The organism is Qipengyuania pacifica, assembly GCF_019857205.1.
In the GTDB taxonomy this organism is placed as follows: Bacteria; Pseudomonadota; Alphaproteobacteria; order Sphingomonadales; family Sphingomonadaceae; genus Qipengyuania; species Qipengyuania pacifica.
Map to the genome: position 1 here is coordinate 343,818 of NZ_JAHWXO010000003.1, position 25,911 is coordinate 369,728.

General features: G+C 60.7%; 25 protein-coding genes. 9 read left to right on the top strand and 16 right to left on the bottom strand.

Annotation, left to right across the window (positions count from 1 at the left end; all coding sequences use genetic code 11):
• Positions 1-5: 5 nt before the first annotated feature.
• From KYK83_RS06950 to purM, 3 genes are read right to left on the bottom strand one after another with little or no spacing between them, the layout of a single operon-like run.
• On the bottom strand, positions 6-1,202 hold the full coding sequence (locus tag KYK83_RS06950; RefSeq protein ID WP_222827682.1) for a sulfotransferase family protein: 1,197 nt from the start codon (positions 1,200-1,202) through the stop codon (positions 6-8).
• Between the two features lie 4 nt (positions 1,203-1,206).
• A complete protein-coding gene (gene purN, locus KYK83_RS06955; protein ID WP_222827683.1) occupies positions 1,207-2,172 on the bottom strand; it encodes a phosphoribosylglycinamide formyltransferase in 966 nt (321 codons plus the stop codon).
• On the bottom strand, positions 2,165-3,274 hold the full coding sequence (gene purM, locus KYK83_RS06960; RefSeq protein ID WP_222827684.1) for a phosphoribosylformylglycinamidine cyclo-ligase: 1,110 nt from the start codon (positions 3,272-3,274) through the stop codon (positions 2,165-2,167). The genes purN and purM overlap by 8 nt, the downstream gene beginning before the upstream one ends.
• Positions 3,275-3,343: 69 nt before the next feature.
• Here purM and KYK83_RS06965 point away from each other — a divergent pair, with 69 nt between their 5' ends.
• From KYK83_RS06965 to KYK83_RS06980, 4 genes are read left to right on the top strand one after another with little or no spacing between them, the layout of a single operon-like run.
• On the top strand, positions 3,344-4,612 hold the full coding sequence (locus KYK83_RS06965; protein ID WP_222827685.1) for a heavy-metal-associated domain-containing protein: 1,269 nt from the start codon (positions 3,344-3,346) through the stop codon (positions 4,610-4,612).
• A 10-nt stretch (positions 4,613-4,622) separates the two neighbouring features.
• A complete protein-coding gene (locus tag KYK83_RS06970) occupies positions 4,623-5,237 on the top strand; it encodes a P-loop NTPase family protein (protein ID WP_222827686.1) in 615 nt (204 codons plus the stop codon).
• A gap of 27 nt (positions 5,238-5,264) precedes the next feature.
• Positions 5,265-5,966 (top strand): serine O-acetyltransferase EpsC, encoded by a 702-nt coding sequence (gene epsC, locus KYK83_RS06975; RefSeq protein WP_222827687.1) that lies wholly within the window; start codon positions 5,265-5,267, stop codon positions 5,964-5,966.
• Positions 5,966-6,316 carry a DUF2794 domain-containing protein gene (locus tag KYK83_RS06980; RefSeq protein ID WP_196846529.1) on the top strand — a complete coding sequence of 117 codons (351 nt, stop codon included), beginning with the start codon at positions 5,966-5,968 and terminating at the stop codon, positions 6,314-6,316. Before epsC ends, KYK83_RS06980 begins: the two co-directional genes overlap by 1 nt.
• 56 nt (positions 6,317-6,372) lie before the next feature.
• On the opposite strand, the gene KYK83_RS06985 is transcribed toward KYK83_RS06980, so the two are convergent.
• The gene (locus tag KYK83_RS06985; protein WP_103024841.1) at positions 6,373-7,302 is read right to left on the bottom strand and encodes an SDR family NAD(P)-dependent oxidoreductase; all 930 of its coding nucleotides are present in this window, start codon (positions 7,300-7,302) and stop codon (positions 6,373-6,375) included.
• A 117-nt stretch (positions 7,303-7,419) separates the two neighbouring features.
• Positions 7,420-8,091, bottom strand: a complete 672-nt coding sequence (locus KYK83_RS06990; RefSeq protein WP_103024942.1) for an HAD-IA family hydrolase — start codon at positions 8,089-8,091, stop codon at positions 7,420-7,422.
• 61 nt (positions 8,092-8,152) lie between these two features.
• On the opposite strand from KYK83_RS06990, the gene glmU reads away from it, so the two are divergent.
• Positions 8,153-9,514, top strand: coding sequence for a bifunctional UDP-N-acetylglucosamine diphosphorylase/glucosamine-1-phosphate N-acetyltransferase GlmU (gene glmU / locus KYK83_RS06995; protein ID WP_222827688.1), 1,362 nt, complete (start codon positions 8,153-8,155; stop codon positions 9,512-9,514).
• A gap of 155 nt (positions 9,515-9,669) precedes the next feature.
• Entirely contained in the window at positions 9,670-10,407 is a 738-nt protein-coding gene (locus tag KYK83_RS17410) for a methyl-accepting chemotaxis protein (RefSeq protein WP_283249920.1), read from the top strand.
• 12 nt (positions 10,408-10,419) lie between these two features.
• Here KYK83_RS17410 and KYK83_RS07005 read toward each other — a convergent pair whose 3' ends face one another.
• From KYK83_RS07005 to KYK83_RS07045, 9 genes are all read right to left on the bottom strand, one after another.
• The gene (locus KYK83_RS07005; protein ID WP_222827747.1) at positions 10,420-12,543 is read right to left on the bottom strand and encodes a prolyl oligopeptidase family serine peptidase; all 2,124 of its coding nucleotides are present in this window, start codon (positions 12,541-12,543) and stop codon (positions 10,420-10,422) included.
• Between the two features lie 67 nt (positions 12,544-12,610).
• Positions 12,611-14,083 carry an ArnT family glycosyltransferase gene (locus KYK83_RS07010; protein ID WP_222827689.1) on the bottom strand — a complete coding sequence of 491 codons (1,473 nt, stop codon included), beginning with the start codon at positions 14,081-14,083 and terminating at the stop codon, positions 12,611-12,613.
• A gap of 124 nt (positions 14,084-14,207) precedes the next feature.
• Complete coding sequence (locus tag KYK83_RS07015; RefSeq protein WP_196846525.1) at positions 14,208-14,465, bottom strand: ATP synthase F1 subunit epsilon; 258 nt, start codon at positions 14,463-14,465, stop codon at positions 14,208-14,210.
• 4 nt (positions 14,466-14,469) lie between these two features.
• Positions 14,470-15,927, bottom strand: a complete 1,458-nt coding sequence (atpD, locus tag KYK83_RS07020; protein WP_196846524.1) for a F0F1 ATP synthase subunit beta — start codon at positions 15,925-15,927, stop codon at positions 14,470-14,472.
• Between the two features lie 271 nt (positions 15,928-16,198).
• The gene (locus KYK83_RS07025) at positions 16,199-16,735 is read right to left on the bottom strand and encodes a hypothetical protein (protein WP_222827690.1); all 537 of its coding nucleotides are present in this window, start codon (positions 16,733-16,735) and stop codon (positions 16,199-16,201) included.
• 143 nt (positions 16,736-16,878) lie between these two features.
• Positions 16,879-17,214: a hypothetical protein gene (locus KYK83_RS07030; RefSeq protein ID WP_103024835.1), complete on the bottom strand. Its 336-nt coding sequence runs from the start codon at positions 17,212-17,214 to the stop codon at positions 16,879-16,881.
• 59 nt (positions 17,215-17,273) lie between these two features.
• Positions 17,274-18,152 (bottom strand): F0F1 ATP synthase subunit gamma, encoded by an 879-nt coding sequence (locus KYK83_RS07035; RefSeq protein WP_222827691.1) that lies wholly within the window; start codon positions 18,150-18,152, stop codon positions 17,274-17,276.
• A 30-nt stretch (positions 18,153-18,182) separates the two neighbouring features.
• Positions 18,183-19,712 carry a F0F1 ATP synthase subunit alpha gene (atpA, locus tag KYK83_RS07040; RefSeq protein WP_222827692.1) on the bottom strand — a complete coding sequence of 510 codons (1,530 nt, stop codon included), beginning with the start codon at positions 19,710-19,712 and terminating at the stop codon, positions 18,183-18,185.
• Positions 19,713-19,724: 12 nt separating this feature from the next.
• The gene (locus KYK83_RS07045; RefSeq protein ID WP_103024831.1) at positions 19,725-20,279 is read right to left on the bottom strand and encodes a F0F1 ATP synthase subunit delta; all 555 of its coding nucleotides are present in this window, start codon (positions 20,277-20,279) and stop codon (positions 19,725-19,727) included.
• A gap of 207 nt (positions 20,280-20,486) precedes the next feature.
• Here KYK83_RS07045 and KYK83_RS07050 point away from each other — a divergent pair, with 207 nt between their 5' ends.
• Entirely contained in the window at positions 20,487-21,317 is an 831-nt protein-coding gene (locus KYK83_RS07050) for a TauD/TfdA dioxygenase family protein (protein ID WP_222827693.1), read from the top strand.
• Between the two features lie 4 nt (positions 21,318-21,321).
• Here the strand turns inward: KYK83_RS07050 and KYK83_RS07055 are convergent, their stop codons facing one another.
• Positions 21,322-22,866, bottom strand: a complete 1,545-nt coding sequence (locus tag KYK83_RS07055) for a S1 family peptidase (protein ID WP_222827694.1) — start codon at positions 22,864-22,866, stop codon at positions 21,322-21,324.
• An 83-nt stretch (positions 22,867-22,949) separates the two neighbouring features.
• On the opposite strand from KYK83_RS07055, the gene KYK83_RS07060 reads away from it, so the two are divergent.
• Both KYK83_RS07060 and KYK83_RS07065 read left to right on the top strand, forming a co-directional pair.
• Positions 22,950-23,993, top strand: a complete 1,044-nt coding sequence (locus tag KYK83_RS07060) for a bifunctional transcriptional activator/DNA repair enzyme AdaA (protein ID WP_222827695.1) — start codon at positions 22,950-22,952, stop codon at positions 23,991-23,993.
• Between the two features lie 70 nt (positions 23,994-24,063).
• Positions 24,064-24,825: a siderophore-interacting protein gene (locus tag KYK83_RS07065; protein WP_222827696.1), complete on the top strand. Its 762-nt coding sequence runs from the start codon at positions 24,064-24,066 to the stop codon at positions 24,823-24,825.
• Between the two features lie 70 nt (positions 24,826-24,895).
• Here KYK83_RS07065 and KYK83_RS07070 read toward each other — a convergent pair whose 3' ends face one another.
• Positions 24,896-25,801 carry an OmpA family protein gene (locus KYK83_RS07070; protein ID WP_222827697.1) on the bottom strand — a complete coding sequence of 302 codons (906 nt, stop codon included), beginning with the start codon at positions 25,799-25,801 and terminating at the stop codon, positions 24,896-24,898.
• Between the last annotated feature and the right edge of the window lie 110 nt (positions 25,802-25,911).

Below are 25,911 nucleotides of genomic sequence, written 5' to 3' on the forward strand. Positions count from 1 at the left end.
CGTATCTAGGCTTCGGCGAAGCGGGCGATCTGCGAACGATGCTCGCGATGCGCCCCGGTGTTCGATCGTTCGTATTCGCGCTCGATCTCGGCCAGTGCGGCGGGGAGCTGTTCGATCTCCAGCGCGGCATAGATGCGGATGATTTCCCGGCGCCAGTCTGCGCCCAGCGCATCGAATTCGACGCGGGCAACGTGCCCCTCGAACTCGCTCAACGCCTGCTCGATCCGCTTTTCTCGCAGGGCCAGCTTGCGCCCCCATTCGGCCTGTATCGTGGCAAGGTCGGCCTGACCGCTCTGGAATGCCATCTGGCTGGCGATCAGCGACACGGAACTGTCCAGCACCGCCTGACTGTCGCGATGTGTCACGACCACGCGTGCCTCGGGAAACTGCGCCAGCAGGGCAGGCAGGTCTTCCGAAAACTGCGGGCACTTGATCGCGCGGGGCAGGGCCTCGTCGCCCATAGTGACGGCATCGGTACGCAGGATGCGCGCAAACTCCGCATAGACCGGTCCAGGGTCGCGCGCCTCGCTCCAGCGGACGAAGTCGGGAATGTGCCACTGCGCTTCGAACGTGGCGGGTGACAGGGCAGCGGCAAGCCAGCCGATTTCCTCGTCGATGCGCGTGGCGCCGAACGGATGCAGCGTGTCCAGCCAGGGATTGATGCGCCGCGCGATGGCCAGTGCGGCACCCGCCTTCAGCGGGCGCAGGTCGGGTTTGGCCGGTACGGGATAATGGCTGTTGCAGAACCGGGTGCCGGTATGGCGCGGATCGGCGGCGATCAGCCGGTGAATGCGGGTCGTGCCCGTTCGCATCTGCCCCACGATAAGGATCGGCGGAGCAATCTGTGTCGTGGCAAGCTCGGGGCTCTCGCGCCAGACGCGGCCTAGGGCATGGCGTTTGCGGATGGCGGACGTCAGTTGCCCATATGCCATGGTATGACCCAGCGCGCTCAGCTTCGCCTCAGCTCTCAGGCTTGTGCAAAGCCGATCCAGCCGCGTGCGGAAATCCTCGACCTCGGCTTCGCTGCGGCCCGCATGTTCGTCTTCGCTGTCGAAGCCCCGGCTGCCTATCGACCACAGGAACTCCGGCTCAAGCGGGGGTTTCGCCGTGACACCGCCATCCCACAGCGCCTGGACCGCCCGGTCGGCCCATATGGCAGGCTTTGCGCGGGCGAGCGGGTGGGGGCGGGGCGGGCTGGCCATGCGGTCAGAATTCGTCCGCTACGTCGAGCAGGCGGGTCACGCTCTTGGGCGCGACGGCGCGCCAGCTTCGCTGAAGCCAGTCCGCGACACTCTCCCAGTCGACGCCGGGCCGGTTCAGGATCACGCCGATCCATCCTGCCGCGCCGTAGTAGGCGGGTTTGTAATAGACTTGCGGCTGCGCTTCAACGAGGCCTTCAAGCTCGTCCATGCTCGAACATTTCACCAGCAGCGAAATATGCGGTGTGCCGTGATGCTGGTCGGAAAAATAGGCGAAGAACTTGCCCGATTTTTCCGTGCCCACCCGGAAGCCGGGCGAACCGTGGCTTTCGCGTTCGTGCGTTTCGGGCAGGGCCAGCGCCAGTTCGCGGACGCGGCCCAGCAGCCACTCCGGGTCGCTCCCTCGGGAAACGTAATCGGCCAGGACCCGGGGATAGAGCTGGTGTTCGGCGTGTCGGACGTGTTCGGCAAGCGAATCATACGTATGATTGACATGTATTTTCACTTTGATCTGGCCCAGCACCTCGCCCGCATCGAGCTCTTCGGTGACCAGATGCACGCTCGCCCCGCCATGCGAATCGCCTGCCGCAATGGCCCGCGCATGCGTGTCGAGACCCGGATATTTGGGCAGCAGGGACGGGTGGATGTTGAGCATCCGGCCTTCCCAGCGTCTCACAAATTCGGGGCTCAGGATGCGCATATATCCAGCAAGAACAATATATTGCGCCCTGGCATCCAACGCCGCCTGTTCCATCGCCGCATCATGCTCGGCGCGCTTCATCCCCTTGTGGGACAGCGCGAAAGTCGCAACGCCTTCGGCCTCAGCCAGCGTCAGCGCCTCGGCTTCCGGATCGTTCGATGCCACCAGGCCGATCTCGTAAGGGCACCCCGGCAACCGGCTCGCATAAAGCAGCGCCGCCATATTCGTCCCCCGTCCGGAAACGAAGACCGCGACCCGCGCCTTGTCAGGCATTATGCGTCGCCGACCAGCTATCGCGCGCCGCCCAGGTGCCGGCCGAACCTTTCACCGTGCAGCCTTTGTCACCTTCGGCGATGCGGCCCACGGCAAGGACGGTTTCTCCTGCTTTTTCAAGGCGGTCGCGTACTATTTCGACATTGGCGGGTTCGACCGCCAGCACCATGCCGACGCCGCAGTTGAACGTGCGCGCCATCTCGGCCGGCTCGATATTCCCCTGCGCCTGAAGGAAAGCCATGAGTCCCGGCTGCTCCCACCCATCCGCATCGACTTCCGCATGCGCGCCAGCAGGCAGCACGCGGGGAATGTTCTCGAGCAGGCCGCCACCGGTAATATGCGCCATCGCATCGATCAGCCCGTCGCGCACCAAGGGCAGCAGCGTCTTCACATAAATCCGCGTCGGCTCGATAAGCGTGTCGATCAGCAGCCGGTCCCGATCGAATACGGCAGGGCGGTGGAGATTCCACAGCTTGTCTTCTGCGAGCCTGCGAACCAGCGAATAGCCGTTGGAATGCACTCCCGAACTCGCGAGGCCGAGAAGGATATGTCCCGGCGCGACACGCTCGCCCGTCAACTGCTCCCCGCGCTCGACTGCGCCGACGCAGAAACCGGCAAGGTCGTAATCGCCGGCGGCGTACATGCCTGGCATTTCCGCCGTTTCACCACCGATCAGCGCGCACCCTGCCTGCGTGCAGCCTGCGGCAATGCCGGCAATTACCCGCTCGGCCACGCCATTCTCGAGCTTGCCGGTGGCGAAATAGTCTAGGAAGAAAAGCGGTTCGGCCCCCTGAACGATCAGATCGTTGACGCACATGGCAACGAGATCGATTCCGACCGTGTCATGTTTGCCGCTATCGATGGCGAGCTTCAGCTTGGTGCCGACGCCATCGTTGCCTGCCACCAGCAGCGGATCCTTGTAGCCCGCAGCCTTGGGATCGAAAAAGCCCCCGAACCCGCCGATTTCTCCATCGGCACCCGGGCGCATGGTGGCCTTCACCAGAGGCCCGATGGCCTTGACGAGAGCATTGCCCGCCTCGATTGAAACACCTGCCTGTTCGTAGGTGTAAGACGGGGTGTTCTGGCGCGGTTCGTCACTCATGACACCCGCCTTACGCATTCGCGCTTGGATTTCCAGTTGCCTTTGGGCAAAAGGCGCCCTGTTTCCCCCATGAGCCAAGCTATCTCCCTTCAGCACGCCCTTCGCCGTCCCGCCATATTGGCGATCATGCTGGCCGCTTTCTGCGTGCTGGGCGTGGCTGTATGGGCGCAGGTCGGGGGTGAACGTGGTATCGCGCCGGTCGCGTCGACCAGCGATATCCAGGTTTCGGGTGTCGAAGTGGATGTACATGCCGACACCGGTACCGAAGCCCGCGAGAAAGCCTGGGTCGAAGCGCAGCGTAAGGCTTGGGAGCGTCTCGACGGACCCGAGTTGAGCGATTCGCAGATCGAAGGGCTCGTGTCAGCCATCGTCATCGAACGCGAGCGACTGGGGCCAAAGCGGTATATCGCCACGCTTGGCGTGGTTTTCGATCGTCAACGGGCATCCCGCTATCTTGGGGCGCAAGGCGAGGCGACCCGTTCCGCACCCATGCTGCTCCTGCCGGTAACCGTTTCGGCAGGCACGCAGATGATCTACGAGCAGCGCAATCCCTGGCAACGGGCTTGGGCGGAATACCAGGCGGGCCAAAGTCGGATCGATTACGTTAGGCCCGCAGGCGCCGGCGGCGATTCGCTCTTGTTGACCTATGGACAGACCGGCCGGCGCAGTCGCACGTGGTGGCGCAATGCACTTGACCAGTTCGGCGCCGCCGATGTGCTCGTCTCCATCGCCAATCTGCGGTATACCTATCCGGGCGGTCCCGTCGAAGGTACGTTCACCGCAAGGTTCGGGCCGGACGACGACTTCCTGGGTAGCTTCGAAATGAGGGCAGCGTCACCTGCCGAACTGCCGGCTATGCTGGATAAGGCCGTTGTCCGCTTCAATCGCCTGTTCGAAACCGCGCTGGCCAATGGCACGCTCAAACCCGATCCGACGCTCAACATCGGTACTCCGGAACTCAGCCCGGCGCTGCAGCGCCTGCTCGAACTCGGGCGATCGGTCCGGGCGCAGGATCAGGCCGCGGCAACTGCAGAGCCGACGACCGAGAGCGGCGATGCAATCACGGCTGCGCCGATTCGCACGCCTCCGCCCGAAGGTTCCGTCGCGCTGTATACGGTGCAGGTCGCGACCCCCGATGCATCTGCTTTCGATACAGCCGTCAGTTCGGTGCGGGGCACGCCCGGTGTTCGCAATACGGGTATCCGTAGCACCGCTATCGGTGGGACGTCGGTGATGACGGTCAGTTATTCCGGCACGATTGCGCAACTGGCGGATGCCCTGCGCGCACGGGGCTTTACCGTCAGCCAGGGCAGCAACGCGCTCGCCATCAGTCGCTGAGGCGCAGGCGATGACGTCGCAGATTGCGCTCCCGCTGATTCCGGCAGGTGCGAGAGATCCGGCATCCATCGCCATAGGATCCGGCAACCGTGCGGTTGCAGAAGCGCTGGCCGCACCTGAAAACTGGCCGTTTCGCACCGCCATTCTCCACGGCCCACCGCGCTCTGGAAAATCGCTTCTGGCGCGCTGGTTTGCCAACCGGCATGCGGGAGGGGTGATCGATGGCGTGGAGGCGCTTGATGAAACCGAGGTCTTCCATAGCTGGAACAGGGCCCAGGAAGACGGTTTCCCGCTGCTGGTTGTGGTTGATGGCGAAAACTGGACGATTACTCTTCCCGACTTGCGCAGCCGTATGGGGGCTGCCCTGCAACTCGAGATCGGTGCCCCGGACGACGATATGGCCGCCGAACTCATGCTCAACCACGCGTTGCAGCGCGGCCTCGTCCTGGGAGAGGGGGCACCTGCCTATCTCATCCCGCGTATGGAGCGCAGCTATGCGGCAATTGAGAAAATCGTGTCGGAAATCGACCGGCTGAGCCTTGAACGGCAGGTTCCGGCAACCCTATCTGTATGGCGAGACGCGCTGGAAGCGGTGCAGGGCCCCGAACAGGGCCGCTTGATTTAACTGCCCGCGAGTGGGAGAATAGTGCCAATGTTGGAACGGCTTGTCGCCTATCTCGACAGCGTGAAGGCACGCGATCCGGCCCCCCGCAGCCGCTGGGAAGTGCTGACATATCCCGGTGTCTGGGCCGTCGGGTATCACCGCATCGCGCATTGGCTGTTCGAGGCGGAACTGTTTTTTCTTGCCCGATTGGTGAATCACTGGAGCCGTATGTTCACGGCGATCGACATTCATCCCGGTGCGAAGATCGGAAAAAACTTTTTCATCGATCACGGTTTTTCGGTGATTGGAGAAACCGCCGAGATTGGCGACAACGTGACCATCTATCAGTGCGTTACGTTGGGCGGGACGAACCCGACGAATGGAAAGGGCGGCAAACGTCACCCGACCATTTCGGATGATGTCATCATCGGTTCGGGGGCGCAGGTGATCGGCCCGATTACTGTGGGTCGGCGCGCGCGTATCGGTGCCAATGCGGTCGTCACGGATGAAGTGCCAGAGGGTGCGACCATGATTGGTCTGAAGGCCCGCAGCACACTGGTCCCGGCCGAGGAGTGGGTGAAGGAATTCATTCCCTATGGCACCCCCTGCGATGATCCGTGCGAAAGCACGCGTGAGCTCGGCCGTGATTGCATCGAAAAGCTCGAGAACGAGCTTAAGCAGCTGAGGGCGGAAGTCGCTGCACTGCGTGCCGAACAGGAACCGGTCCGACGTAGCGGGACCGAAGATTGATGAGCTATCTCGGCGACACGGTGGTCGCTTTCCCCGGGCGTAAACCGCAGCAAGTGGGCTTCGGTCGCGATGAACTGACGCGAATACTCGATCTTTACGGACGCATGGTCGCTGCTGGGGAGTGGCGGGATTATGCCATGGACTTCACGCGCGACGTAGCCGTTTTCGCAGCTTTCCGACGCGCAGCGGAAAGGCCGCAGGCGCGGATCGAGAAACGGCCGGCATTGCGCAATAAGCAGGGCATGTGGACACTCTTCGGTGAACACGGCCAGATATTGAAACGCGGGCATGAACTGCCCGGCGTCATTGCCCCTGTCGAACGTCGCTTGCTGAAAGCGATCGACGATTAGGACATAAAAAAGGGCTCGCATGTGATGCGAGCCCTTTCGTAAGCTGTCGGTCAGTATCAGCTACGAGCGCTGCTCGGCCCCGTACCGGTAACTTTCTGCATTGCGGTCAGGATAGCGCCCGACTGTTCGCTACCGGACTGCGGGGCCTTAAGGTTCGAAAATTCGCTGATCTTGTCCCAGTTGGCAGCGAAACCTTCGACCGTGCGATCTTCGTCCTTCAGCCAGACTGCGTCGTTCATAACCGTCCAGGCGGAATGGAAACCACCAGCGCCGGCGCCGACGATGGCATTGGTCGGTGCATCTTCACTAACGAGGAAAAGCGCGGCCGGAACCACATTGACCGGATCGAACAGCTTGAAGGCTTCTTCGGGGAAGAGATCTTCGGTCATGCGCGTGCCTGCCACAGGCGAGATCGTGTTGACCTTGATGTTGTACTTCGCACCTTCGAGCTGCAGCGTTTTGGTCAGGCCAGCCAGACCCAGCTTGGCCGCACCATAGTTTGCCTGGCCGAAATTGCCGAACAGACCGGTCGAGGACGCTGTCATAAGGATACGGCCATAGGCCTGCTCGCGCATGGTTTCCCAAGCCGCCTTGGCGACATTGGCCGAACCGTTGAGGTGAACGTCAACGACGAATTCGAAATCGTCCATCGTCATTTTGGCGAAGGTCTTGTCGCGCAGAACACCGGCGTTGTTGATGACGACATGCACGCCGCCCCACTTCTGCTTCGCGTCGGCGATCATCTTTTCCATCTGGTCGAATTCGGTCACCGAACCGCCGTTCGAAACTGCCTCGCCGCCGGCCTTTTCGATTTCCTCGACTACCTGCAGTGCCATATCCGAATGGCCGGTACCGTCACGCGAGCCTCCCAGATCGTTTACGACGACCTTGGCGCCGCGCCGCGCAAGCTCCAGCGCGTATTCACGGCCCAGACCGCCGCCAGCGCCGGTGACGATTGCTACCTTGTCCTTGAAATCGATGCTCATGGAACTGCTCCTGCTATGTCGTTTACGTAAAGGTCAATGTGGGCTGCGAGGTGGCACGATCCCCTCGCAGTTGCAACAGGGGGCATGGCGGACCGCCATTCCGTAGCGGCGGACTGTTCAGCCGAGGCGCGCGAGAGCCGGTATGAGTTCGGACAGCGAATCGATTTCCGCATCCGCACCCAGTTCGCCGCGGGGCTTGTCGCAATATCCATAGCGAGCGCCGATCACCGGCACATTGGCCGCGCGAGCCGCTTTCACGTCGTATGAACTGTCGCCCACGAAGGCGAGCGACCCCCCACCGCCACGCCTGATGGCTTCGAAGATCGGGTCCGGTGCAGGCTTGGATCGTCCCTTGCCCATGGTATCGCCGCCAATGACGCCGGCGAAGCGATCGCGCAGACCCAGCGATTCCAGGATTTGCGAGGCGAAGCTTTCGAACTTGTTCGTCACCACGACCATGGCGATGCCACGATCTTCAAGGTCGGCCAGTACCTCGGCGGCGTGGGGGTACGGCCGCGTGTGGACTGCGTTGTTCTCTGCGTAGAAAGCCAGCATGGCTTTGTAGAGCTTGCGGAATTCTTCTTCCGGCAGGCCGCCCTGTTCGTCCACCGCGCGCATCAGCATGATCTTCGCACCGCCGCCGATGAGGTCGCTGGCATGATCGGCGGGGACCTTCTCAAAGCCACCGAGCTCAAGGGCGTGGTTGACGGCTGCGCCGAGGTCCCGGTGGGTTTCGAGCAGTGTCCCGTCGAGGTCGAAACCGATAATCTGAAATGGCAGTTGGCTCATGCGACGGGCGGTGCAGTATGCGCCTTCAAACTGCAAGGGAATGATGGCAAGGGCCTTGATCATGAAAACCGATCGCGAATTCGCCGCCATAATTCTTGCTGCCGGCAAGGGAACCCGCATGAAGAGCAACCTGCACAAGGTGCTTCATCCGATTGCGGGACGCCCAATGCTGATGCATCTGCTCGACAGCCTTGCGGAACTGGAATTCCAGCGCACCGTGGTTGTGGTCGGGGACAAGCGCGAGCAGATGGATGCCGCGTTGGCGAAACGCGATATCACGACCGCTCTTCAGGAACCCCAGCTTGGCACGGCCCACGCTGCGCTACAGGCGCGCGAAGCGTTGGCCGGGTTCACTGGTAACATTCTCGTGTGTTTTGGCGATTGCCCGATGGTCAAGGCGGCTACCGTCCGCAAACTGGTCGCTGCGCTGGACGATGGGGCCAAGGTCGCGGTGCTCGGTTTCCGCCCCGATGACCCACTGCAATATGGCCGCATCATTGCCGATAGCGATGGCCGGGTGGCAAAGATGGTGGAATATAAGGATGCAACGGATGATGAAAAGGCGTGCGACCTTTGCAATTCCGGTCTCATAATTGCGCATTCGGACGACATGTGGGCGCTGCTGGATGCGGTCGGCAACGACAATGCGCAGGGTGAATATTACCTGCCCGATGTCGCGACGGGCGCCATTGCGCGGGGCGATAGAGTTGCCGTGGTGGAAACCGATGCAGCTGAAGTCGCGGGCATCAACAGCAGGGCTGAACTGGCGGCAGCAGAAGCGCAATGGCAGGATGATCAACGCGATTACTGGATGAGCGAAGGGGTCACTCTGAGGGCTCCGGAAACCGTATTCTTCAGTTACGATACCAGGCTGGCAGCCGACGTCACGATCGACCCGAATGTGGTGTTCGGTCCCGGTGTGACCATCGCAAGCGGCGCTCATATCAAGAGCTTTTGTCACCTCGAAGGGGCAACTATCGGAGAAGACTGTTCGGTTGGACCCTACGCGCGCCTGCGGCCCGGCGCCGTTATGGGAAAGAACAGTTTCGTCGGCAATTTCGTCGAAATGAAAAAGGCAGTGCTGGGCGAAGGTGCCAAGGCAAGCCACCTCTCCTATCTCGGAGATGCAGAAATAGGCGCTAATGCCAATATCGGCGCGGGCACGATCACCTGCAATTACGATGGCTATTTCAAGTACAAAACCGTGATCGGGGAGCGCGCCTTCATCGGCTCCAATAGCTCTCTCATCGCGCCCGTCACGATTGGCGCGGATGCAATCGTCGGCGCGGGAAGTGCCGTCAGCCGGGACGTCGGTGCAGGCGATCTTCGGGTGGTCCGCGGCGAGCAGAGCGTGAAGCCTGGCTGGGCCGACCGCTTTCACGATGCGATGAAGAAGAAAAAAGCGGCCGAGAAGAAGGACTGAGCTTTCCCACTTTGGTCGTACGATTCTTGTAGGGTCGATTTTTCGAAAATCACGGGCAGCGGCGGGCCGAAAGTCGGTCAGCCATCCCTATTCGTTTACAGCTCGTTTACCATGTTCCTTTAGCCGGCGGTGGAGGTTAATCGGGAGCCCCGACATTGGATACGGAAAAGTCTAGCCAGCTGGCCGAGTATAAGGCGGTATGGGCTGCGACAACGCAATCTTTCGGCATGGTCCAGATGACCTTCGACGGGATCATCACCGCAGCAAACGAAAAGTTTCTCGAGATCTTCGGATATCGCGAAAAGCAGGTGGTGGGTTTTCACCACCGCATGTTGTGCGATCATACTTATGCGCAGTCGCACGAGTATCGTAAGTTCTGGGCACAGTTGGGCGAGGGCCTGACGATGGCCAATCGCTTCAAGCGCGAACATCGTAATGGCGGCACCCTGTGGCTTCAGGCTGTCTACACGCCCATCTTCGATGCCGATGGGAAGCCTGCCCGAGTGCTCAAGATCGCGACCGATATAACGCGACAGACGGAGCTCGAACTGGAACTCGACGACCGCCTACGCGACAGCGAGAGGCTGCGAAAGGAACTGGTGGAGGCTTCCAACATCAAGGAAGCGACCATTTCGGACATCGGCAAGATCGTGCGCACGATCGAGGCTGTCGCTGACCAGACGCGTCTTCTGGCGCTGAATGCATCGATAGAGGCCGCGCGAGCTGGTGAAGCGGGCCGCGGCTTTGCCGTCGTCGCCGATGAAGTCAAGAAACTGTCCCTCACGATCGGCGAGGCGACGAGGCAGGCCGAGAGCCTGATGAAAAATGCCCTTGACTCCAAAAATCCGTCCACCCCGGCCAGGCCGGAGGGACGGATTAAGTTGGTCGCCTAAGCTGCCCGTCTATCAGTCGGCCAGACGCTGCAGCAGATAGATCATCTGCAGAGCTTGAAGTCTGGCGCGCTGTTCGTTGTCCACTCCGCCGGAATGGCCGCCGGTAGTGTCTTCGAAATAATAATAATCCTGTCCCAGTTCCTTAACCCGCGCAGCGCCTTTGCGAGCATGGGCAGGATGGGTGCGATCGTCCGCAGTCGACGCCCAGAAGAATGGGGCAGGGTATTCCTTGCCTTCCAGCAGCTTCTGATAGGGGGAATAGGGTTCGATCCAGGCGCGCTGTTCCGGAATGCGTGGATCGCCATATTCGCCGATCCACGACGCGCCGCGTCCAATCTCGTGATAGCGCAGCATGTCGAACAGCGGGATCTGGACGATCGCCGCGTTGAATAGCTCAGGTCGCTGGGTAAAGGCCGTGCCGACCAGCAATCCGCCCTGCGAGCCACCCTGAATACCAAGGTGCTCGGGACTGGTGATGCCACGTGCGATCGCGTCTTCCGCGATAGCAATGAAATCGTCCCAGGTGCGCTGCTTGTTTTCGCGAATTGCCGACTGGTGCCAGTTGGGGCCGAATTCGCCGCCCCCACGCATGTTGCCGAGGATGTAGGCTCCGCCACGCTCAGCCCAGATCTTGCCGATCGAACCCAGGTAAGACGGTAGGCGCGGAACCTGAAAACCGCCGTAGCCGGTCAGCAAGGTAGGATTGGTGCCGTCCATCACCATGCCCTTGGGTTTGACGAGGAAGTACGGAATCTTCGTCCCATCTGCGCTGGTCGCTTCGAACTGCTCGACTTCCATCCCGGTCGCATCGAAGTTGCTCGGGGAAGTCTTGATCACTTCGGGCGCGCCACTGCCCTCGGAGTAGTAGAGGGTCGACGGGGTGAGGAAATCGGTCACCGAATACATGATCTCGTCGGACCCATCGGAAGCCGCCGCTACCCCGAGTGTCGAATTATCCGGTAGCGCGATTTCTGTGGAAACCCACTTGCCGTCCACATAGTCGAACTTGAGAACCCTGCCCCGAACATTGTCGAGAAGGCTTACATAAAGGCTCTCTGCCGTATTCGCCGCGCCCTGTTTGGTCTGCTTCGCTTCCGGCGTCCAGACGAGTGTTTTGGTCGCGCCATTCGGGTCGGCCTTGAACTCTTCCAGATCGACGGAAATCAACGCATCCGCGGGGAAAGTCTGACCCTGCGTTTCCCAATCCACATCGGTCGAAAAGAGCAACTGGCCGTCTATGAGGCCATAGGGCGCTGCCTTAAGCGGCATGTCGAGGCGCAGCCACTCGCCGTCTTTCTGCCAGAAGTACTCGGTTTCGTGGAAGCTGGTTGCGCGGAAAGCATACGTGCCATGTACAGTGCCGGTATGATCGCGCAGCAGAGTTGCTCCCGACCAAACGTCGGCTTCCTCGCCGCGCCAGATTTCTTCGGCTTGGTCGATGGGCGTTCCGCGTTTCCAAACGCGAGTTGTCCGTGGATATTGGCTTTCCGTTAGTGTGCCTTCACCGAAATCGCGACTGACGAGCAGTGTATCCTTGTCTAGCCATTGGATGCCGCCTTGGCTTTTTTGATCCAGGACGAAGCCTCCATCGACGAAGGACTTGGTCGACATATCGAATTCGCGAAGCACGGTGGCGTCCTCGCCGCCGTCGGATAGCGCGATCATACAGAGGCGCTCTTCTGGCGGCAGGCAATCGTAACCTTTGTAGACCCACTCCCTGCCTTCAGCCTTGGCGAGTGCATCCACATCGAGAACGGTTTCCCACTGTGGATTGTCGGTTCGATAGCTTTCCAATGTGGTGCGGCGGACAAGCCCGCGTGGGTTCTGCTTGTCCTGCCAGAAATTGTACAGTCCGTCGGGCCGGATCGACACGTAGGGAATGCGATCTTCACTATCGTAGATTGCAAGCGCTTCGGCCTTGACCTCGTCGAACCGAGGGTCGCCCGCCAGCAACTCCGTAGTGCGTTCGTTTTCCGCCCGCACCCAATCAAGAGCCCTTTCGCTGCGCGCTTCTTCGAGCCAGATGTAGCTGTCTTCCTCAGGGCCGGGAATGCCATCTTGAGCAATTGCGGGTGTGTTCGTTGCAAACGTCATGGCTGCCGCAATGGCCAGCGCAGATACGAGTTTCAAGGGCATGTCTCCGAAGAAGCTTGGAATGACCTCAGAGTGACGGCTCGTCATCGGAAATTCAAGCTTCCGATTGTCAGTCGATCCGCTTCCATACTCTGATTGTGCGTCCGTGGAGGACGCCATTGGTCAATTCGCGATAATGGTCTGTTACCGCTCGCTCAACGAGCTGCCCTGCGTCTTCGTTTTGGATCGTGAATTTTGTATCGGCGGTCACGATGATCGGCGGCCCGTTCGCGAGAATGCGTGCCACCTCGTCGGTCTGCTCTACGCCGAGGGCATTTCGCTCGAGAGCGTTATTTAAGTGATCAGGGTAGATGTAGCGGGTGGGCAGGCAGCTACTGCTGAGCGTGTAGAGCGATGTCGGTCCGTCGAAGACCCACAGACATTTGGTCTTATTGTCGACATTCGGCGCTATGGCTCGTGACAGCCTGTTCAGCGTTGCGCTCTGTTCTTGCGACTGTGCGTATTGCTGCGGCAAGGACAGCGTAGCTGCTGCACCTGCAAGGACGATTGCCAACGGTATCCAGCGTGCTTTTGTCCGGCAGTCGATGAGCGGAAGGGCTACCAGGACCGCGTTTGGAACCAATGCCGCGTAATAATACCGATAGACGGTCGAGGGCAGAAAGACCGTCGCAAGAGACGCGACGAGCCAGAAAAGCATAAAGATATAGGTTTGGCGTTCGCGTGGTGGGCTGAATCGGATCGCTGCGTAACCGCCGAGAACGATCAGGACGACGAGAGGCGAAACAAATGCGGTGTGATCTATATTGAGCCTGCCACCTGGAGAAGGCAGGCGATCGAAAAATGACGTAAAATTGGCGAACAGGAAAGCATCGAAGTGACCGATGCCAGTGTAGAAGGCGCTTACGGCGATTGTTGGCAATAGGCCCAGACCGGCGAATGCGATCCCCGAGCGCCAGAGTTTCGACACCGGCGCGCCACGTTTGTACTGCCCCCAAAGCGCCCACATACCAAAAAAGATACATTGCGGTACGACAGTGTATTTCACTTGCAAGGCCAACCCGCCGATCAGCATCGCTGCAAGCGCGCGGCGAAAGGCCCGGGGATGGGCAGAATCGCGCACTAGCAGTGCCATCGCCAGCATCATCGGAACATAGAACGCCTCCGACTGGCCGGAATGGCTGCCGTAAGTCGACATCAACACCACATAAAGCAGCCCGGCGCCGGTGGCTGCCACACGGTCGACGAGAATACGGGACAGAACATACATCATCACCGCGCCAGCTAATGTGAATAATCCGGCGAGGACCTGATATGAAGCAGCCGCCGGACCGCCGACGGCATGTGCTAGAGCGAAGAGTGCAAACAGGCCAACAGGCTTTCGGTCCCACAGATCGACAAAAGGTAGTTTGCCGTCGAGCATCGCATTGCCGATAAGAGAATAGAGCTGCTCGTCGACGTCGGCATTTGCATTCCCGATCCACGGCGCGCGCACCGCGATTACCGTCAGCAGCAGGACGATACACGCGGCGACATCGGCGCGCTTCCATTTCGTGATCGGCTCGGTTTGGGGGAGCGAACTCATGACAAGCATATGTCCCGACAATGGTTAAATTACGCGTAACTACGCTCCTCGGTGCCAAGTCGGCTCCGAAACGAAAAAGGGCGACCCGTGGGCCGCCCTTCCTGTTTATTCTGTCGTATGAGCTTCAGCCTTCGACGTGCTCGGCGAGCACCGTCAGTCCCTTTTCGCTGACTTCCGCAAAGCCGCCGCGCACCTCGATGCTCTCCGGAGCGGCACCTTCGGTCTTGTAGACCTGCACGGCGCCGTCGCGGATCGTGGACATGAAGGGCGCGTGACCCTCGAGCACGCCGAATTCGCCTTCCGCTCCGGGGACGACGACCATGTGGACGTTTTCGGAGCGGACCAGCTTGGCCGGTGTGACGAGTTCGAAGTGGAGGGCCATGTGCTTACGATTCCTCGGCCAGCTTCTTGGCCTTCTCGACCGCCTGATCGATGCCGCCTACCATGTAGAAAGCGGCTTCCGGCAGGTGATCGTATTCGCCTTCGACGACGGCCTTGAACGACTTGATGGTGTCTTCGAGCTGGACGAACACGCCCGGAATGTTGGTGAACACTTCGGCGACGTGGAACGGCTGGGACAGGAAGCGCTGGATCTTGCGGGCACGGGCGACGGTCAGCTTATCTTCTTCGCTGAGTTCGTCCATACCGAGGATGGCGATGATGTCCTGCAGGCTCTTGTATTTCTGCAGTGTTTCCTGGACCTTACGGGCCGTTTCGTAGTGTTCCTGGCCGACGACGCGGGGTTCGAGCACGCGGCTGGTGGAGTCGAGCGGATCGACGGCCGGGTAGATGCCCAGTTCCGAGATCGCGCGGCTCAGCGTGGTCGTTGCGTCCAAGTGGGCGAACGAGGTTGCCGGGGCCGGGTCGGTAAGGTCGTCGGCGGGAACGTAGATGGCCTGGACCGAGGTAATCGAGCCCTTGGTGGTCGAGGTGATGCGTTCCTGCAGATTGCCCATGTCGGTCGACAGGGTGGGCTGATAGCCCACGGCCGAAGGAATACGGCCGAGCAGGGCCGACACTTCCGAACCCGCCTGCGTGAAGCGGAAGATGTTGTCGACGAAGAACAGCACGTCCTGGCCTTCCACGTCGCGGAAGTATTCCGCCATCGTCAGACCCGAAAGAGCGACGCGGGCGCGGGCGCCCGGAGGTTCGTTCATCTGACCGAAGACGAGCGCCACTTTCGAACCTTCGGACGTTGCGTTGCCGTCCGCGTCCTTGGCGATGACGCCGGCGTCGAGGAATTCGTGATAGAGATCGTTACCTTCGCGGGTACGTTCACCCACGCCGGCGAAGACGGACACGCCGCCGTGGCCCTTGGCGATGTTGTTGATCAGTTCCTGGATCAGAACCGTTTTGCCAACGCCGGCGCCGCCGAACAGGCCGATCTTACCGCCACGCGCATAGGGAGCGAGAAGGTCGATCACCTTGATGCCGGTGACGAGAATGGCCGCTTCGGTCGACTGGTCGATGAACAGCGGGGCTTCCGCGTGGATCGGCATCGTCTGGTCTGCGCCGATCGGGCCGCGTTCGTCGATCGGCTGGCCGATGACGTTCATGATGCGGCCGAGCGTCTTCGGTCCAACCGGGACCGTGATCTGTGCGCCGGTGTTGACGACTTCCTGGCCACGAACGAGGCCGTCGGTGCCGTCCATCGCGATGGTGCGAACGGTGTTTTCACCAAGGTGCTGCGCGACTTCGAGAACCAGCGTGTTATCGCCGTTCTTCGTTTCCAGCGCGGTCAGGATGCCGGGCAGTTCACCTTCGAACTGCACGTCGACGACGGCGCCGATAACCTGGCTGATGGTGCCATTGGGCGATTGGTTGAGTACGGGAGCGGTGGCCATTTGGTGTCCTTGACTTCTTTCGCACGGCACCGTCGCAGCGCCGCTATCAAATTTCCAGAAATGGAACGGAATTTCGCCGTGGCCCAAAGCACAATGGCACCCGTTCGTCCAGTGCGAATTTTGGGCATTTAGGACTTACCTCAATGCAGAAGGATGATGGCCACAGCGCGGAGAGGTCCAAGGTCAAGCAGTGTTTGCTGCCTGCGCCCGATTTTTCTTTGGAGAAGTTAGCAAAGAGCAGTCGCGATCGACTGTTCTTTGCGCACATCTGTCACCGAAGAACATTGCCCAGATCGGGACGTAGGGTGACGCTCTCTTTTATATCCGGCTTGACCACAACACGTTGCATCGCAGAAGAAACGATGAAAGTTGCTCTTGGCCGCGGTGTGGGCACATGCCAATTCGTTCCACGATCGTCACGTTGGGATGTTACAGTAGTCGACGTCAAATAATAGGTGCCTGGCTCGAGGTGGCGCACCGCGAAGTTGGAATATCTTGTGCAATTGACCGTCTGGAGATCGTCAGGCTTACCAACATTCACTAGCTGTTTTGAATCTTTTGCAGGACGTGGTGCGTCATCCAATTCTTGAGTGAATACCCCGGATTCGGTTGACCCAAACATGGCATTTACCATGGCATCGTTGCGAGCATTGGATGGGAAGTAAAACACTTCATCGCACCCGTAAGAATAGCCCGAAATGGCACCAGTTCCTGCTACATGATTGTGTGATCCCGCCGTTGTAGAACATCCTACAAGAAAAAGTGCACCGACGATTGTTGCGGAAATATGTCCGGCTTTCCTCTGCATAGCATTCCTCCAAATCACTTAGATATGGAATGGCTACCACATAATCCTAAGAATTACACGGCTGGTTCCTAGCAGAGCCTTATAGGATAGCAGGCGCCACTTTCGAGACGCCTGCTACAATGTTTACTTGAAAAAAATGAACTTCAGCCGACGCAAACATTTTCCGGATCGGCAAAGGTCCATTCGCCTTCGCCAGCAGTGAGTGTTGCCTTGTTACGCAGGTATTCGTCGTCACCGAGGCCGAATTCGCAGACGACATCCGGAGAACCCATGCCGGAGCGCTTGCAGACTGCGGTGTTGACGGGCTTTTCGTCGGGGCAAGCTTCTGCATACTTGACCGAAAACAATTCCTGATCGGGCGCGGGCAGCGTTTCGACCGGTTCGGGCGTCGCGACTTCTGCCACGGGCTGTTCAGCCGGTTCGTTGCCACATGCAGCAAGCAGGGCGAGAGCGGCGAGGGCGGGGATAGTCTTGATCATCGTAGTATGGCTCCGGTCAGCGTTCTGCGACACTTTCCGGCATCCTCTCCATTTATATTTTACAGCGCTTCCGCGCCGGCAATGATTTCGATCAGTTCGGTCGTGATCGCGGCCTGACGGCTGCGGTTGTACTGAATGGTGAGCTTCTGGATCAGATCGCCGGCATTGCGCGTGGCGTTGTCCATCGCGGTCATCGAAGCGCCCTGTTCGGAAGCTTCGCGTTCCAGCAACGCACCGAACAGCTGGGTCTTCACATACCGCGGAAGCAATTCTTCGAGAATTTCCTCTTCGCCCGGTTCGTATTCGACCACGGCATCGCCGCCGGTGGACGCTGCGGCAGGAGCAGGCGAAGGGACCGGGATCAGCTGATCGACCGTCGGATCCTGCGCCAGTGCCGACTTGAAGATCGGGTAGATGAGATGCGCGACGTCGAATTCGCCATTCTCGAAACGCGCAATCAGATCATCGGCAATAGCCTCTGCTTCTTCAAACCCGATATTGCGCACGGCCGAGGTATCGAAATGCTTTTCGATGCTGCTGGCAAAATCGCGCTTGATCGGGGCGCGGCCCTTCTTGCCGACGAGGTAGAACTTTATGTCCTTGCCTTCGGCAATAAGCGCCCGGGCCTTGATCTTGGCGGCCTTGACGATGTTGGAGTTCAGACCGCCGCACAGACCCTTGTCGGTGTTGACGACTACCAGCAGGTGACGCTTGTCATTCCCGGTGCCAGCCAGCAGCCGTGGTGCGCTGTCGCCGCTGACCTTGCCAGCGAGCGAAGCCATGACGCCCGACAGCCGTTCGGCATAGGGGCGTGCAGCTTCGGCCGCAGCCTGAGCGCGACGCAGCTTGGCCGCTGCGACCATCTGTTTGGCCTTGGTGATCTTCTGGGTCGATTTGACCGAGTTGATCCGACCCTTGAGTTCCTTGAGGCTAGCCATTTCGGCTCCCTATCTTAGTGTCTCGTGGACTCAGGCGAACTGCTTGGCGAAGGTCTTTAGCGCGTCGACGACCTTGTTCTTGGTGTCGTCTTCGAACTTGCCGGTGGTGCGGATTTCTTCGAGCACACCAGCGTGTTCGGACCGCATGAAGCTCAGCATCTGGGCTTCGTAATCGGTCACGCGGTCCACCGCAACATCGTCGATGTAGCCGTTGGTGCCAGCGAAGATCGACACGGTCTGCTCTTCGAACGGCATCGGCGAGAACTGCGGCTGCTTGAGCAGTTCGGTCAGGCGCGCACCGCGGTTGAGGAGCTTCTGCGTAGCGGCGTCGAGGTCCGAGCCGAACTGCGCGAAGGCAGCCATTTCGCGGTACTGTGCGAGGTCGAGCTTCATCGAGCCCGAAACCTTCTTCATTGCCTTCGTCTGAGCGGCACCGCCCACACGCGAAACCGACAGACCCACGTTAATGGCGGGACGGATACCCTGATAGAACAGGTCCGTTTCGAGGAAGATCTGGCCGTCGGTGATCGAGATCACGTTGGTCGGAATGTAGGCCGAGACGTCGCCAGCCTGCGTTTCGATGATCGGCAGTGCGGTCAGCGAGCCGCCGCCTTCAGCCTTGTTCATCTTGGCCGCACGTTCGAGCAGGCGGCTGTGGAGATAGAACACGTCGCCCGGATAGGCTTCACGGCCCGGAGGACGACGAAGCAGGAGCGACATCTGACGATAGGCAACGGCCTGCTTGGAAAGGTCGTCGTACACGATGACGGCGTGCATGCCGTTGTCGCGGAAGAATTCGCCCATCGCAGCGCCGGTGTAGGGTGCGAGGTATTGCAGCGGAGCCGGTTCCGAAGCGGTTGCGGCCACGACGATGGTGTATTCCATCGCGCCGTTTTCTTCGAGCTGCTTCACAATCTGTGCAACGGTCGAACGCTTCTGGCCGACGGCGACGTAGATGCAATAAAGCTTCTTGCCTTCATCGTCGGACTGATTGGCTTCCTTCTGGTTGATGAAGGTGTCGATCGCGACAGCCGATTTACCGGTCTGACGGTCGCCGATGATCAGTTCGCGCTGGCCACGGCCAACCGGGACGAGGGCGTCGATGGCCTTGAGGCCCGACTGCACAGGCTCGCTGACCGATTCACGCGGGATGATGCCCGGAGCCTTCTGTTCGACCAGACGACGCTCGGTCGTTTCGATCGGACCCTTGCCATCGATCGGATTGCCCAGAGCATCGACCACGCGGCCAAGAAGGGCCTTGCCGACGGGAACGTCCACGATGGTATTGGTGCGCTTTACGCTGTCGCCTTCGCCGATTTCCTGGTCGGAACCGAAGATAACCGCACCGACGTTGTCGGCTTCGAGGTTGAGCGCCATGCCCTGAACGCCATTGGCGAATTCGATCATTTCGCCGGCCTGCACGTTATCGAGGCCGTGGATGCGGGCAATACCGTCACCCACCGACAGCACGGTACCGACTTCGCTGACTTCGGCTTCGGTACCGAAATTGGCGATCTGGTCCTTGATGACCTTCGAGATTTCTGCGGCGCGGATATCCATGATGTGTGTCCTTTAAGCCTTCATGGCCTGGGAAAGCGAATTGAGACGGGTGCGGATCGAGGCATCGAGGCGCTTCGAACCGATGGTGACGACGAGGCCGCCCAGCAGATCGGGGTCGACGTTCGTGGAAAGTTTTACGGTGCGACCTTCGCGGGCCGTCAGCTTGGCTTTCAGATCGGCGAGCTGCGCATCGCTGAGCGCATGCGCGCTGGTCACTTCTGCCGTGACTTCCCCGCGCTGTGCGGCGGCGATGGCGCGGAATGCGCGAATTACCTGCGGAAGCTGCGACAGGCGGCGGTTCTGTGCCAGCACGCCAAGGAAGTTCTGTGTCAGCTCGGAAACGCCCAAGAGGGCGGACACGCCCCACAAGGCCTTTTGCGCATTGGCGCGCGACACCTTGGGGTTGGTCGTGACGGCAGCGAGCTCGGGCGATTCGCCGAGCGCGGCCTCGATCTTGTCGAGGTCCGATTCGACCGCTGTCACGGTCCCGTTTTCGCTGGCGAGGTCGAACAGGGCCGAAGCGTAACGCCCTGCCAGGCTAGCCTGAATACCGGCGGAAATATCCACGCGCTTGAGGTCCTCTCGGGTCCGGAAGAAAAGTCTGTGCGAGCCGAGCCGTTCGCGGGCAGACAGGAGTCGCCCCGGCAAGGTCGGCGCGCGCCTAGCAAAGCCCCCCGTCAATGGCAAGCCAACTCCGGACCGGGAATCTGGACTCCGTTGTTAAAGAGCGTAAATTACGTGGCACAAAGAAACCAATCGCACGGGAGAGAAGCGATGGAGACGGTACCGCTGGCCCCGAAGTGCGGGGTCGAAATTACCGGTGTGAATCTGGCCAGTGTGGATGGCCGGGAACTGGATAGCATAAAGCAGGCGATCTTCACGCACGGTGTCGCCCTGTTTCGCGGGCAGGACGATTTCACGCCCGACGCGCATATCGCCTTTGCCAAGAGGTGGGGCGGCATCGACATCAACAATTACTTCCCGCTGACGGACGATCACCCGGAAATCGCAGTGGTCCGCAAACGGGCGGATCAGGTCACCAATATCGGCGGCGGATGGCACACGGATCATTCCTACGACCAGATCCCTGCGATGGGATCGATCCTGGTCGCGCGGACGCTGCCGCCAAGCGGGGGCGATACGCTGTGGGCGCATATGGGCGAGGCTTATGATGCGCTGTCCGACGAACTGAAGCAGGAGATCGAGGGGGTGGAGGCCTTCCACACGGCCGACCACATATATGAAGAAGGCGGGCTATACGCGCAGACCGACATCGGCAGCGATTTGCGCGGTCAGGGGCTGAAGACGGGCGCGACTCATCCCATCGTAATCCGTCACCCGCAGACCGGGCGCAAACTGCTGTATGTAAACAGCGCCTTCACGATCAATATCGTGGGCCGGACACGGCAGGAAAGCCTGCCGTTGCTGCAACGTCTGTACGACGCCGCAACGCAGGCCGACAATGTCTGCCGCGTGGCGTGGGAAGCGGGGTCGGTGGCGATCTGGGACAACCGCACGACCTGGCATTTTGCGTCGAACGATTATCAGGGACATGCCCGCGAGATGCACCGCATCACGCTGACGGGTGAACCGCTGGCAGCCTGATCCGTCAGTTCCGCGCTTTGCATTCGTAGACCAGGCGTTCGTTCGCCTGCTGCGGCAGCTTGCCGAGCACTTCGCTCTGCAGTTCGCCGAGCCTTGAGGCGGCACCTTCGCTGCCACACTGGGGCGCTTCGAATTTGGCCCGGGCTTCGCGCGCTTCGCTCATTTCGCTGCGGGGAAGAAGATACCGTTCGCTGCGGAAGATGCGGCGGTCGGGATCGAAGCTGTTGACCGATACCGCCGCCTCGTCGTTGGGTACGAACACGCGGCTCCACGAACCGCCGGCAAAGCCATATTGCGTGCGTTCGTTGACACAGCCATCGGCGGTCCAGTCGAATTCCACGTCCTGCGTATCCGCACTGGTGATACGGCTGCGTTCGGGCACGAGCGTGCACAGCAGGGCCAGATCCTTGGCCTCGCCAGGTTCCGCATCGGACCCATCGGCGCCTTCCTGCATGGATGCCGCGACGCGGCGGTCGATTTCATCGAGGCCCGGGCGGGTCAGATAGGCGGCGAGGGCGATCAGAACGACAACGGCCGTCGCGCCGCCGACGATACGCAGACGCTTCTCGTCACGCTCGCCTGCGTCCTGCTGCCACAGGGCGAGCGCCCACTGGCCCAGGCCGAAGGCAACGAGCAGGAGCACGAAGGCAAGGAATACCCGGTCTTCACGCTCCATGATAACGGCCTGCTGCGCTTCGATCTGGGCGCGTTCGCGCCTGGCACGCGTGGCTTCGGTGCGTTCGGCCAGATCGGCGCGCGCCGCCATCTGTTCGCTCTGCATGCGTTCGCGCTCGGCCGCGTCGAGATCGGCCATGGAACGGCAGGTGGTGTTGTTGACGCGGGGCTCGACCTCGTTTTCGCGCAGGAAGGGGAGAAGTTCGCGATTGGATACGGCGAAATAGAATTCCGCATCGCCGCCATCATTGTCGGCCCCGAAACTGTTCACCCCGACTACGCGGCCGCAGGCGTCGAGCAGGGGTCCGCCGGAATTTCCGCGCGCGATGGGGGCGGTGTGCAGGATGGTGTCGAACTGACGGCTGGGGCGCGCGCCCGAAATGAAGCCGCGGCTTTTCACCGGAGGTTGGCTGCGGAAGATGTCGCTGATGTCGAGCCCCTGGGCGCGGTCGACATTCATCGGATAACCGACGCTGGTTACCTCGCCGCTGTCGGGCGGCAGGCCGCCGGCAATCGCCAGCGGGGGCAGGCGCAGATCGCCCGTGATCCGTATGAGCGCCAGATCGTTGCGCGTCGAAACGGCGATGAGCTGGCCATAGACCGCCTCGCCGCCGCCAGTGGGGACGATGCCGATCTTCATCACCTCGTCACGCAGCGCGTCGCGCACGACATGGGCGTTCGTCACGACCTTGTCCGGGGCGACGGCGAAGCCCGTGCCGTGGCTGATCGGGAACAGTTCGCCATCCTCTTCGCCGATGATCACGACGCGCACCACGCCGCGGGCGGCCGCATCGATATCGGCAGGATCCGCATGGGCCATCGCCGGCGCGAGGAGCGTGAGCAAGGCGGCAAGGAGGAGTGGAAGGCGTCCCATCGGAGCCGCCTTGTGAAGATCATTGGCTTTGATCGCAAGATGCGGGATGCATCGCGCGGGGGACTGGCGCACATCGGCGTTCCATGCGCTATAGGGAGGCTGCCGTGACCATCACCGACGACACTGCCTGGGCCGCCGTCATGCGGCGCGACCGAACCTATGACGGGCGGTTCGTCACCGGCGTGCTGACCACGGGTATCTATTGCCGGCCATCCTGCGCCGCGCGACATCCGGACCGGGGCAATGTGCGCTTCTTTACCGATTGTGCGGCGGCGCGGGCAGCAGGCTTGCGGGCGTGCAAGCGCTGTCTGCCGGACGACGTCGGGCGGGACGAGGCAGCCGTGCTGGCCGCGATCGACGAGATCCGCAATGCGCAGGACGTCCCTTCGCTTGCGGTTCTGGCCGAGTTGACCGGCTATTCGCCGACGCATTTCCAGCGCATCTTCAAGCGCGCGATCGGTCTTTCGCCGGCGAGCTACGCCCGGGCCCTGCGCGAAGAACGTGCGCGCAATTCCCTGTCGGCCGGTGAAAGCGTGACCGGCGCAATCTATGAGGCCGGCTATGGATCGGCATCGCGCTTTTACGAAAATACGAAAGGACGGCTGGGGATGACGGCAAGTGCATGGGCGAATGGGGGAGCGGGCGTAACGATCAACTGGGCGGTGGTCGAAACGAGCATGGGGCCGATGCTCGTCGCAGCAACGCAGAAGGGCGTCTGCCGCCTTTCTTTCGGCGAGGACGAGAGCGAGCTGGCACGCCGGTTCCCGAAGGCCGAGCTTGTTGAAGGCGGAGACGGGTTCGCAAAATTGCTCGCCGAGGTCGTGGCCAGCGTCGAGGCACCGGGTGATTTTTCGCATATCCCGTTGGACGTGAAGGGAACCGCTTTTCAGGAGGCGTGCTGGGACGCGCTGCGTGCGATCCCTTCCGGCGAAACGCGCACTTATTCGGAAATCGCCGCAGCGGCGGGCAATGCCAAGGCGGTACGCGCGGCGGGGAGCGCGAACGCAATGAACAATGTGGCCGTTCTGATCCCGTGCCACCGCGTTGTGCGCAAGGGCGGCGACCTGGGCGGCTATGCCTATGGCCCCGATATCAAACGCGAATTGCTGAAGCAGGAACGGAGGTAAGGGCGGTCGCCTTGATATCCGGCGGAACAATCGGTCTTGAATTGCGAATGATTCGCATTAACTGAAGGCGATGAGCACGAGACCAAGCCCGCGAACCCTTACAGTCCAATCCAGCCAGCGCCTGTCCCCATCGATGATCCGCATCACGCTGGGCGGCGATGAGCTGAGAGACTTTCCCACCGGCTTTGCAGGCGGTTATGTCAAACTCATTCTGTCGCCACCGACTGCGACATCGAAAGCGGTGATTCGAACCTATACGATTCGCCATCAACGCAGTGATGCCATCGACGTCGATTTCGCATTGCATGGAGGAGAAGCCGCAGGGCCAGCGACACGCTGGGCCCTATCGGCAAAGCCGGGCGATACCGTCCTGGTCGGAGGGCCTGGATTGCCCAAGCCCCTGCCGGAAGATCGCGACTTCTATCTTGTCGCTGGTGATATGACCGCTTTGCCAGCCATCAGCATCAACCTTTCTGCTCTTCCTGCGAATGCTCGGGGATTAGCCGTCATCGAGATACAGGATGAGGCAGACCGACCGGACATCATCGCTCCCGAAGGGATGCGGATCCGTTGGCTTATCAATCCGGAACCGGGACGGCATCCCGATCTCTTGGTCGAGGCGCTGCGATCGATCGGGCAGCCTGAAGGAAAGATCGCTGCGTGGGCAGCGTGCGAATTCACCTCCATGCGGAAACTGCGCGATTACCTGCGCGGCCAGATGGGCCTTGGCGGGGACGATCTTTATATCTCGAGCTACTGGAAGCACGGACTGATCGAAGACGAACACAAAGAGATCAAGCGGGCGGATGCAGATGCCCAGTTGGTATCCTGACTGCATGAACGACCGATAGAAAAAGGGCGGACCGTAAGGCCCGCCCTTTTCGCTGAAAGATCGGTTCGGATCAGAACCCGGAACCCATCCCGTCTACACTCTTGCTGACGAGGATGTTGACGGCAACGCGGCGGTTCTGCGCTTTGCCGGCTTCGGTCGTGTTATCCGCCGCAGGATCCGCCTCGGCCATGCCGGTCGGCGTCATCATGCGATACGGGGCCCATTTGCATTCCTGCTGGAGGAAGTTGACCACGCGCGCCGCGCGCTTTTCGCTGAGTTCCTGGTTGAACTCGTAATCGCCGGTCGAATCGGTGTAGCCGACGACGAGGAGCAGGGCGTTGGATGTTGCATCTGCCTGGCCAGCGGCCTGACACAGTTCGGCCCGCGCGGAATCCGACAGGGTGTACTTGCCCGTGTCGAAATAGACGTTGGTGACGCCCTTCACGTTGTATTCGTCGATATTGGCGACCCGGCCACGCAGAGCCTCGGTAGCGGCTTCATTGGAAGCAAAGCGCTGATCCGTTCCGTTGTGGATCATCCGCGCCGTCTTGAGGTCCTTGCTCTTGAGCGCGACCTTGGTCGCGATCAGACCGCGATTGGCCCATTCGACCGTTTGGACTTCAACAGGCAGACCATTCAGGAGATCTGCAGGGGGCAGGGTATCCTTGTTAAGGCCGAGGAAACCGCCGCTGCTGCGGATTTCAGTCGCCGGGCTGATCGCTACGATGGTGCGCGCGCCATCGACAGTGGTCACCTGCATCTTGTCGTCCGTGCGGGCGGAAATGACGCCTTCGACGGTCGGGCCATCGGGCATGCCGGACAGATCGCTGGGAGTGGTGCCGGTGACAGTGGTTAGAACTTCACCTTCCTGACCATCCTGCGGTGCGATTTCTTGTGCGTAGACACTACCGGTCACAGGCAGAGTCAGTGCGGCAATTATGGCCAATGTCTTCGAACTTTTGGAAATGGCAGTCATAATCTTCTCCTTAAACCCTCAACCGCATGTGCCATGTGCCCGGACCAAACCTGTCCGATGCACCCCCTCCGTTAAGCATATGCGGGCAAATGAGCCCCCTTTGTCCATCA

Excerpts from the sequence above, each read along its gene's own strand:
- KYK83_RS06985 (WP_103024841.1), bottom strand. The coding sequence starts at position 7,302 with ATGAGCATCGATTTCAAGGACAAGGTAGCAATCGTCACCGGCGCTGGC.
- KYK83_RS06980 (WP_196846529.1), top strand. The coding sequence starts at position 5,966 with ATGAGCTATCTCGGCGACACGGTGGTCGCTTTCCCCGGGCGTAAACCG.
- purN (WP_222827683.1), bottom strand. The coding sequence starts at position 2,172 with ATGCCTGACAAGGCGCGGGTCGCGGTCTTCGTTTCCGGACGGGGGACG.
- KYK83_RS07030 (WP_103024835.1), bottom strand. The coding sequence starts at position 17,214 with ATGATCAAGACTATCCCCGCCCTCGCCGCTCTCGCCCTGCTTGCTGCA.
- KYK83_RS06950 (WP_222827682.1), bottom strand. The coding sequence starts at position 1,202 with ATGGCCAGCCCGCCCCGCCCCCACCCGCTCGCCCGCGCAAAGCCTGCC.
- KYK83_RS07055 (WP_222827694.1), bottom strand. The coding sequence starts at position 22,866 with ATGGGACGCCTTCCACTCCTCCTTGCCGCCTTGCTCACGCTCCTCGCG.
- atpA (WP_222827692.1), bottom strand. The coding sequence starts at position 19,712 with ATGGATATCCGCGCCGCAGAAATCTCGAAGGTCATCAAGGACCAGATC.
- KYK83_RS07070 (WP_222827697.1), bottom strand. The coding sequence starts at position 25,801 with ATGACTGCCATTTCCAAAAGTTCGAAGACATTGGCCATAATTGCCGCA.
- KYK83_RS06970 (WP_222827686.1), top strand. The coding sequence starts at position 4,623 with ATGACGTCGCAGATTGCGCTCCCGCTGATTCCGGCAGGTGCGAGAGAT.
- glmU (WP_222827688.1), top strand. The coding sequence starts at position 8,153 with ATGAAAACCGATCGCGAATTCGCCGCCATAATTCTTGCTGCCGGCAAG.
- KYK83_RS07015 (WP_196846525.1), bottom strand. The coding sequence starts at position 14,465 with ATGGCCCTCCACTTCGAACTCGTCACACCGGCCAAGCTGGTCCGCTCC.
- KYK83_RS07060 (WP_222827695.1), top strand. The coding sequence starts at position 22,950 with ATGCGCTATAGGGAGGCTGCCGTGACCATCACCGACGACACTGCCTGG.
- KYK83_RS07025 (WP_222827690.1), bottom strand. The coding sequence starts at position 16,735 with ATGCAGAGGAAAGCCGGACATATTTCCGCAACAATCGTCGGTGCACTT.
- atpD (WP_196846524.1), bottom strand. The coding sequence starts at position 15,927 with ATGGCCACCGCTCCCGTACTCAACCAATCGCCCAATGGCACCATCAGC.
- epsC (WP_222827687.1), top strand. The coding sequence starts at position 5,265 with ATGTTGGAACGGCTTGTCGCCTATCTCGACAGCGTGAAGGCACGCGAT.
- KYK83_RS07005 (WP_222827747.1), bottom strand. The coding sequence starts at position 12,543 with ATGCCCTTGAAACTCGTATCTGCGCTGGCCATTGCGGCAGCCATGACG.
- purM (WP_222827684.1), bottom strand. The coding sequence starts at position 3,274 with ATGAGTGACGAACCGCGCCAGAACACCCCGTCTTACACCTACGAACAG.
- KYK83_RS07065 (WP_222827696.1), top strand. The coding sequence starts at position 24,064 with ATGAGCACGAGACCAAGCCCGCGAACCCTTACAGTCCAATCCAGCCAG.
- KYK83_RS07010 (WP_222827689.1), bottom strand. The coding sequence starts at position 14,083 with ATGAGTTCGCTCCCCCAAACCGAGCCGATCACGAAATGGAAGCGCGCC.
- KYK83_RS07035 (WP_222827691.1), bottom strand. The coding sequence starts at position 18,152 with ATGGCTAGCCTCAAGGAACTCAAGGGTCGGATCAACTCGGTCAAATCG.
- KYK83_RS06990 (WP_103024942.1), bottom strand. The coding sequence starts at position 8,091 with ATGAGCCAACTGCCATTTCAGATTATCGGTTTCGACCTCGACGGGACA.
- KYK83_RS07050 (WP_222827693.1), top strand. The coding sequence starts at position 20,487 with ATGGAGACGGTACCGCTGGCCCCGAAGTGCGGGGTCGAAATTACCGGT.
- KYK83_RS06965 (WP_222827685.1), top strand. The coding sequence starts at position 3,344 with ATGAGCCAAGCTATCTCCCTTCAGCACGCCCTTCGCCGTCCCGCCATA.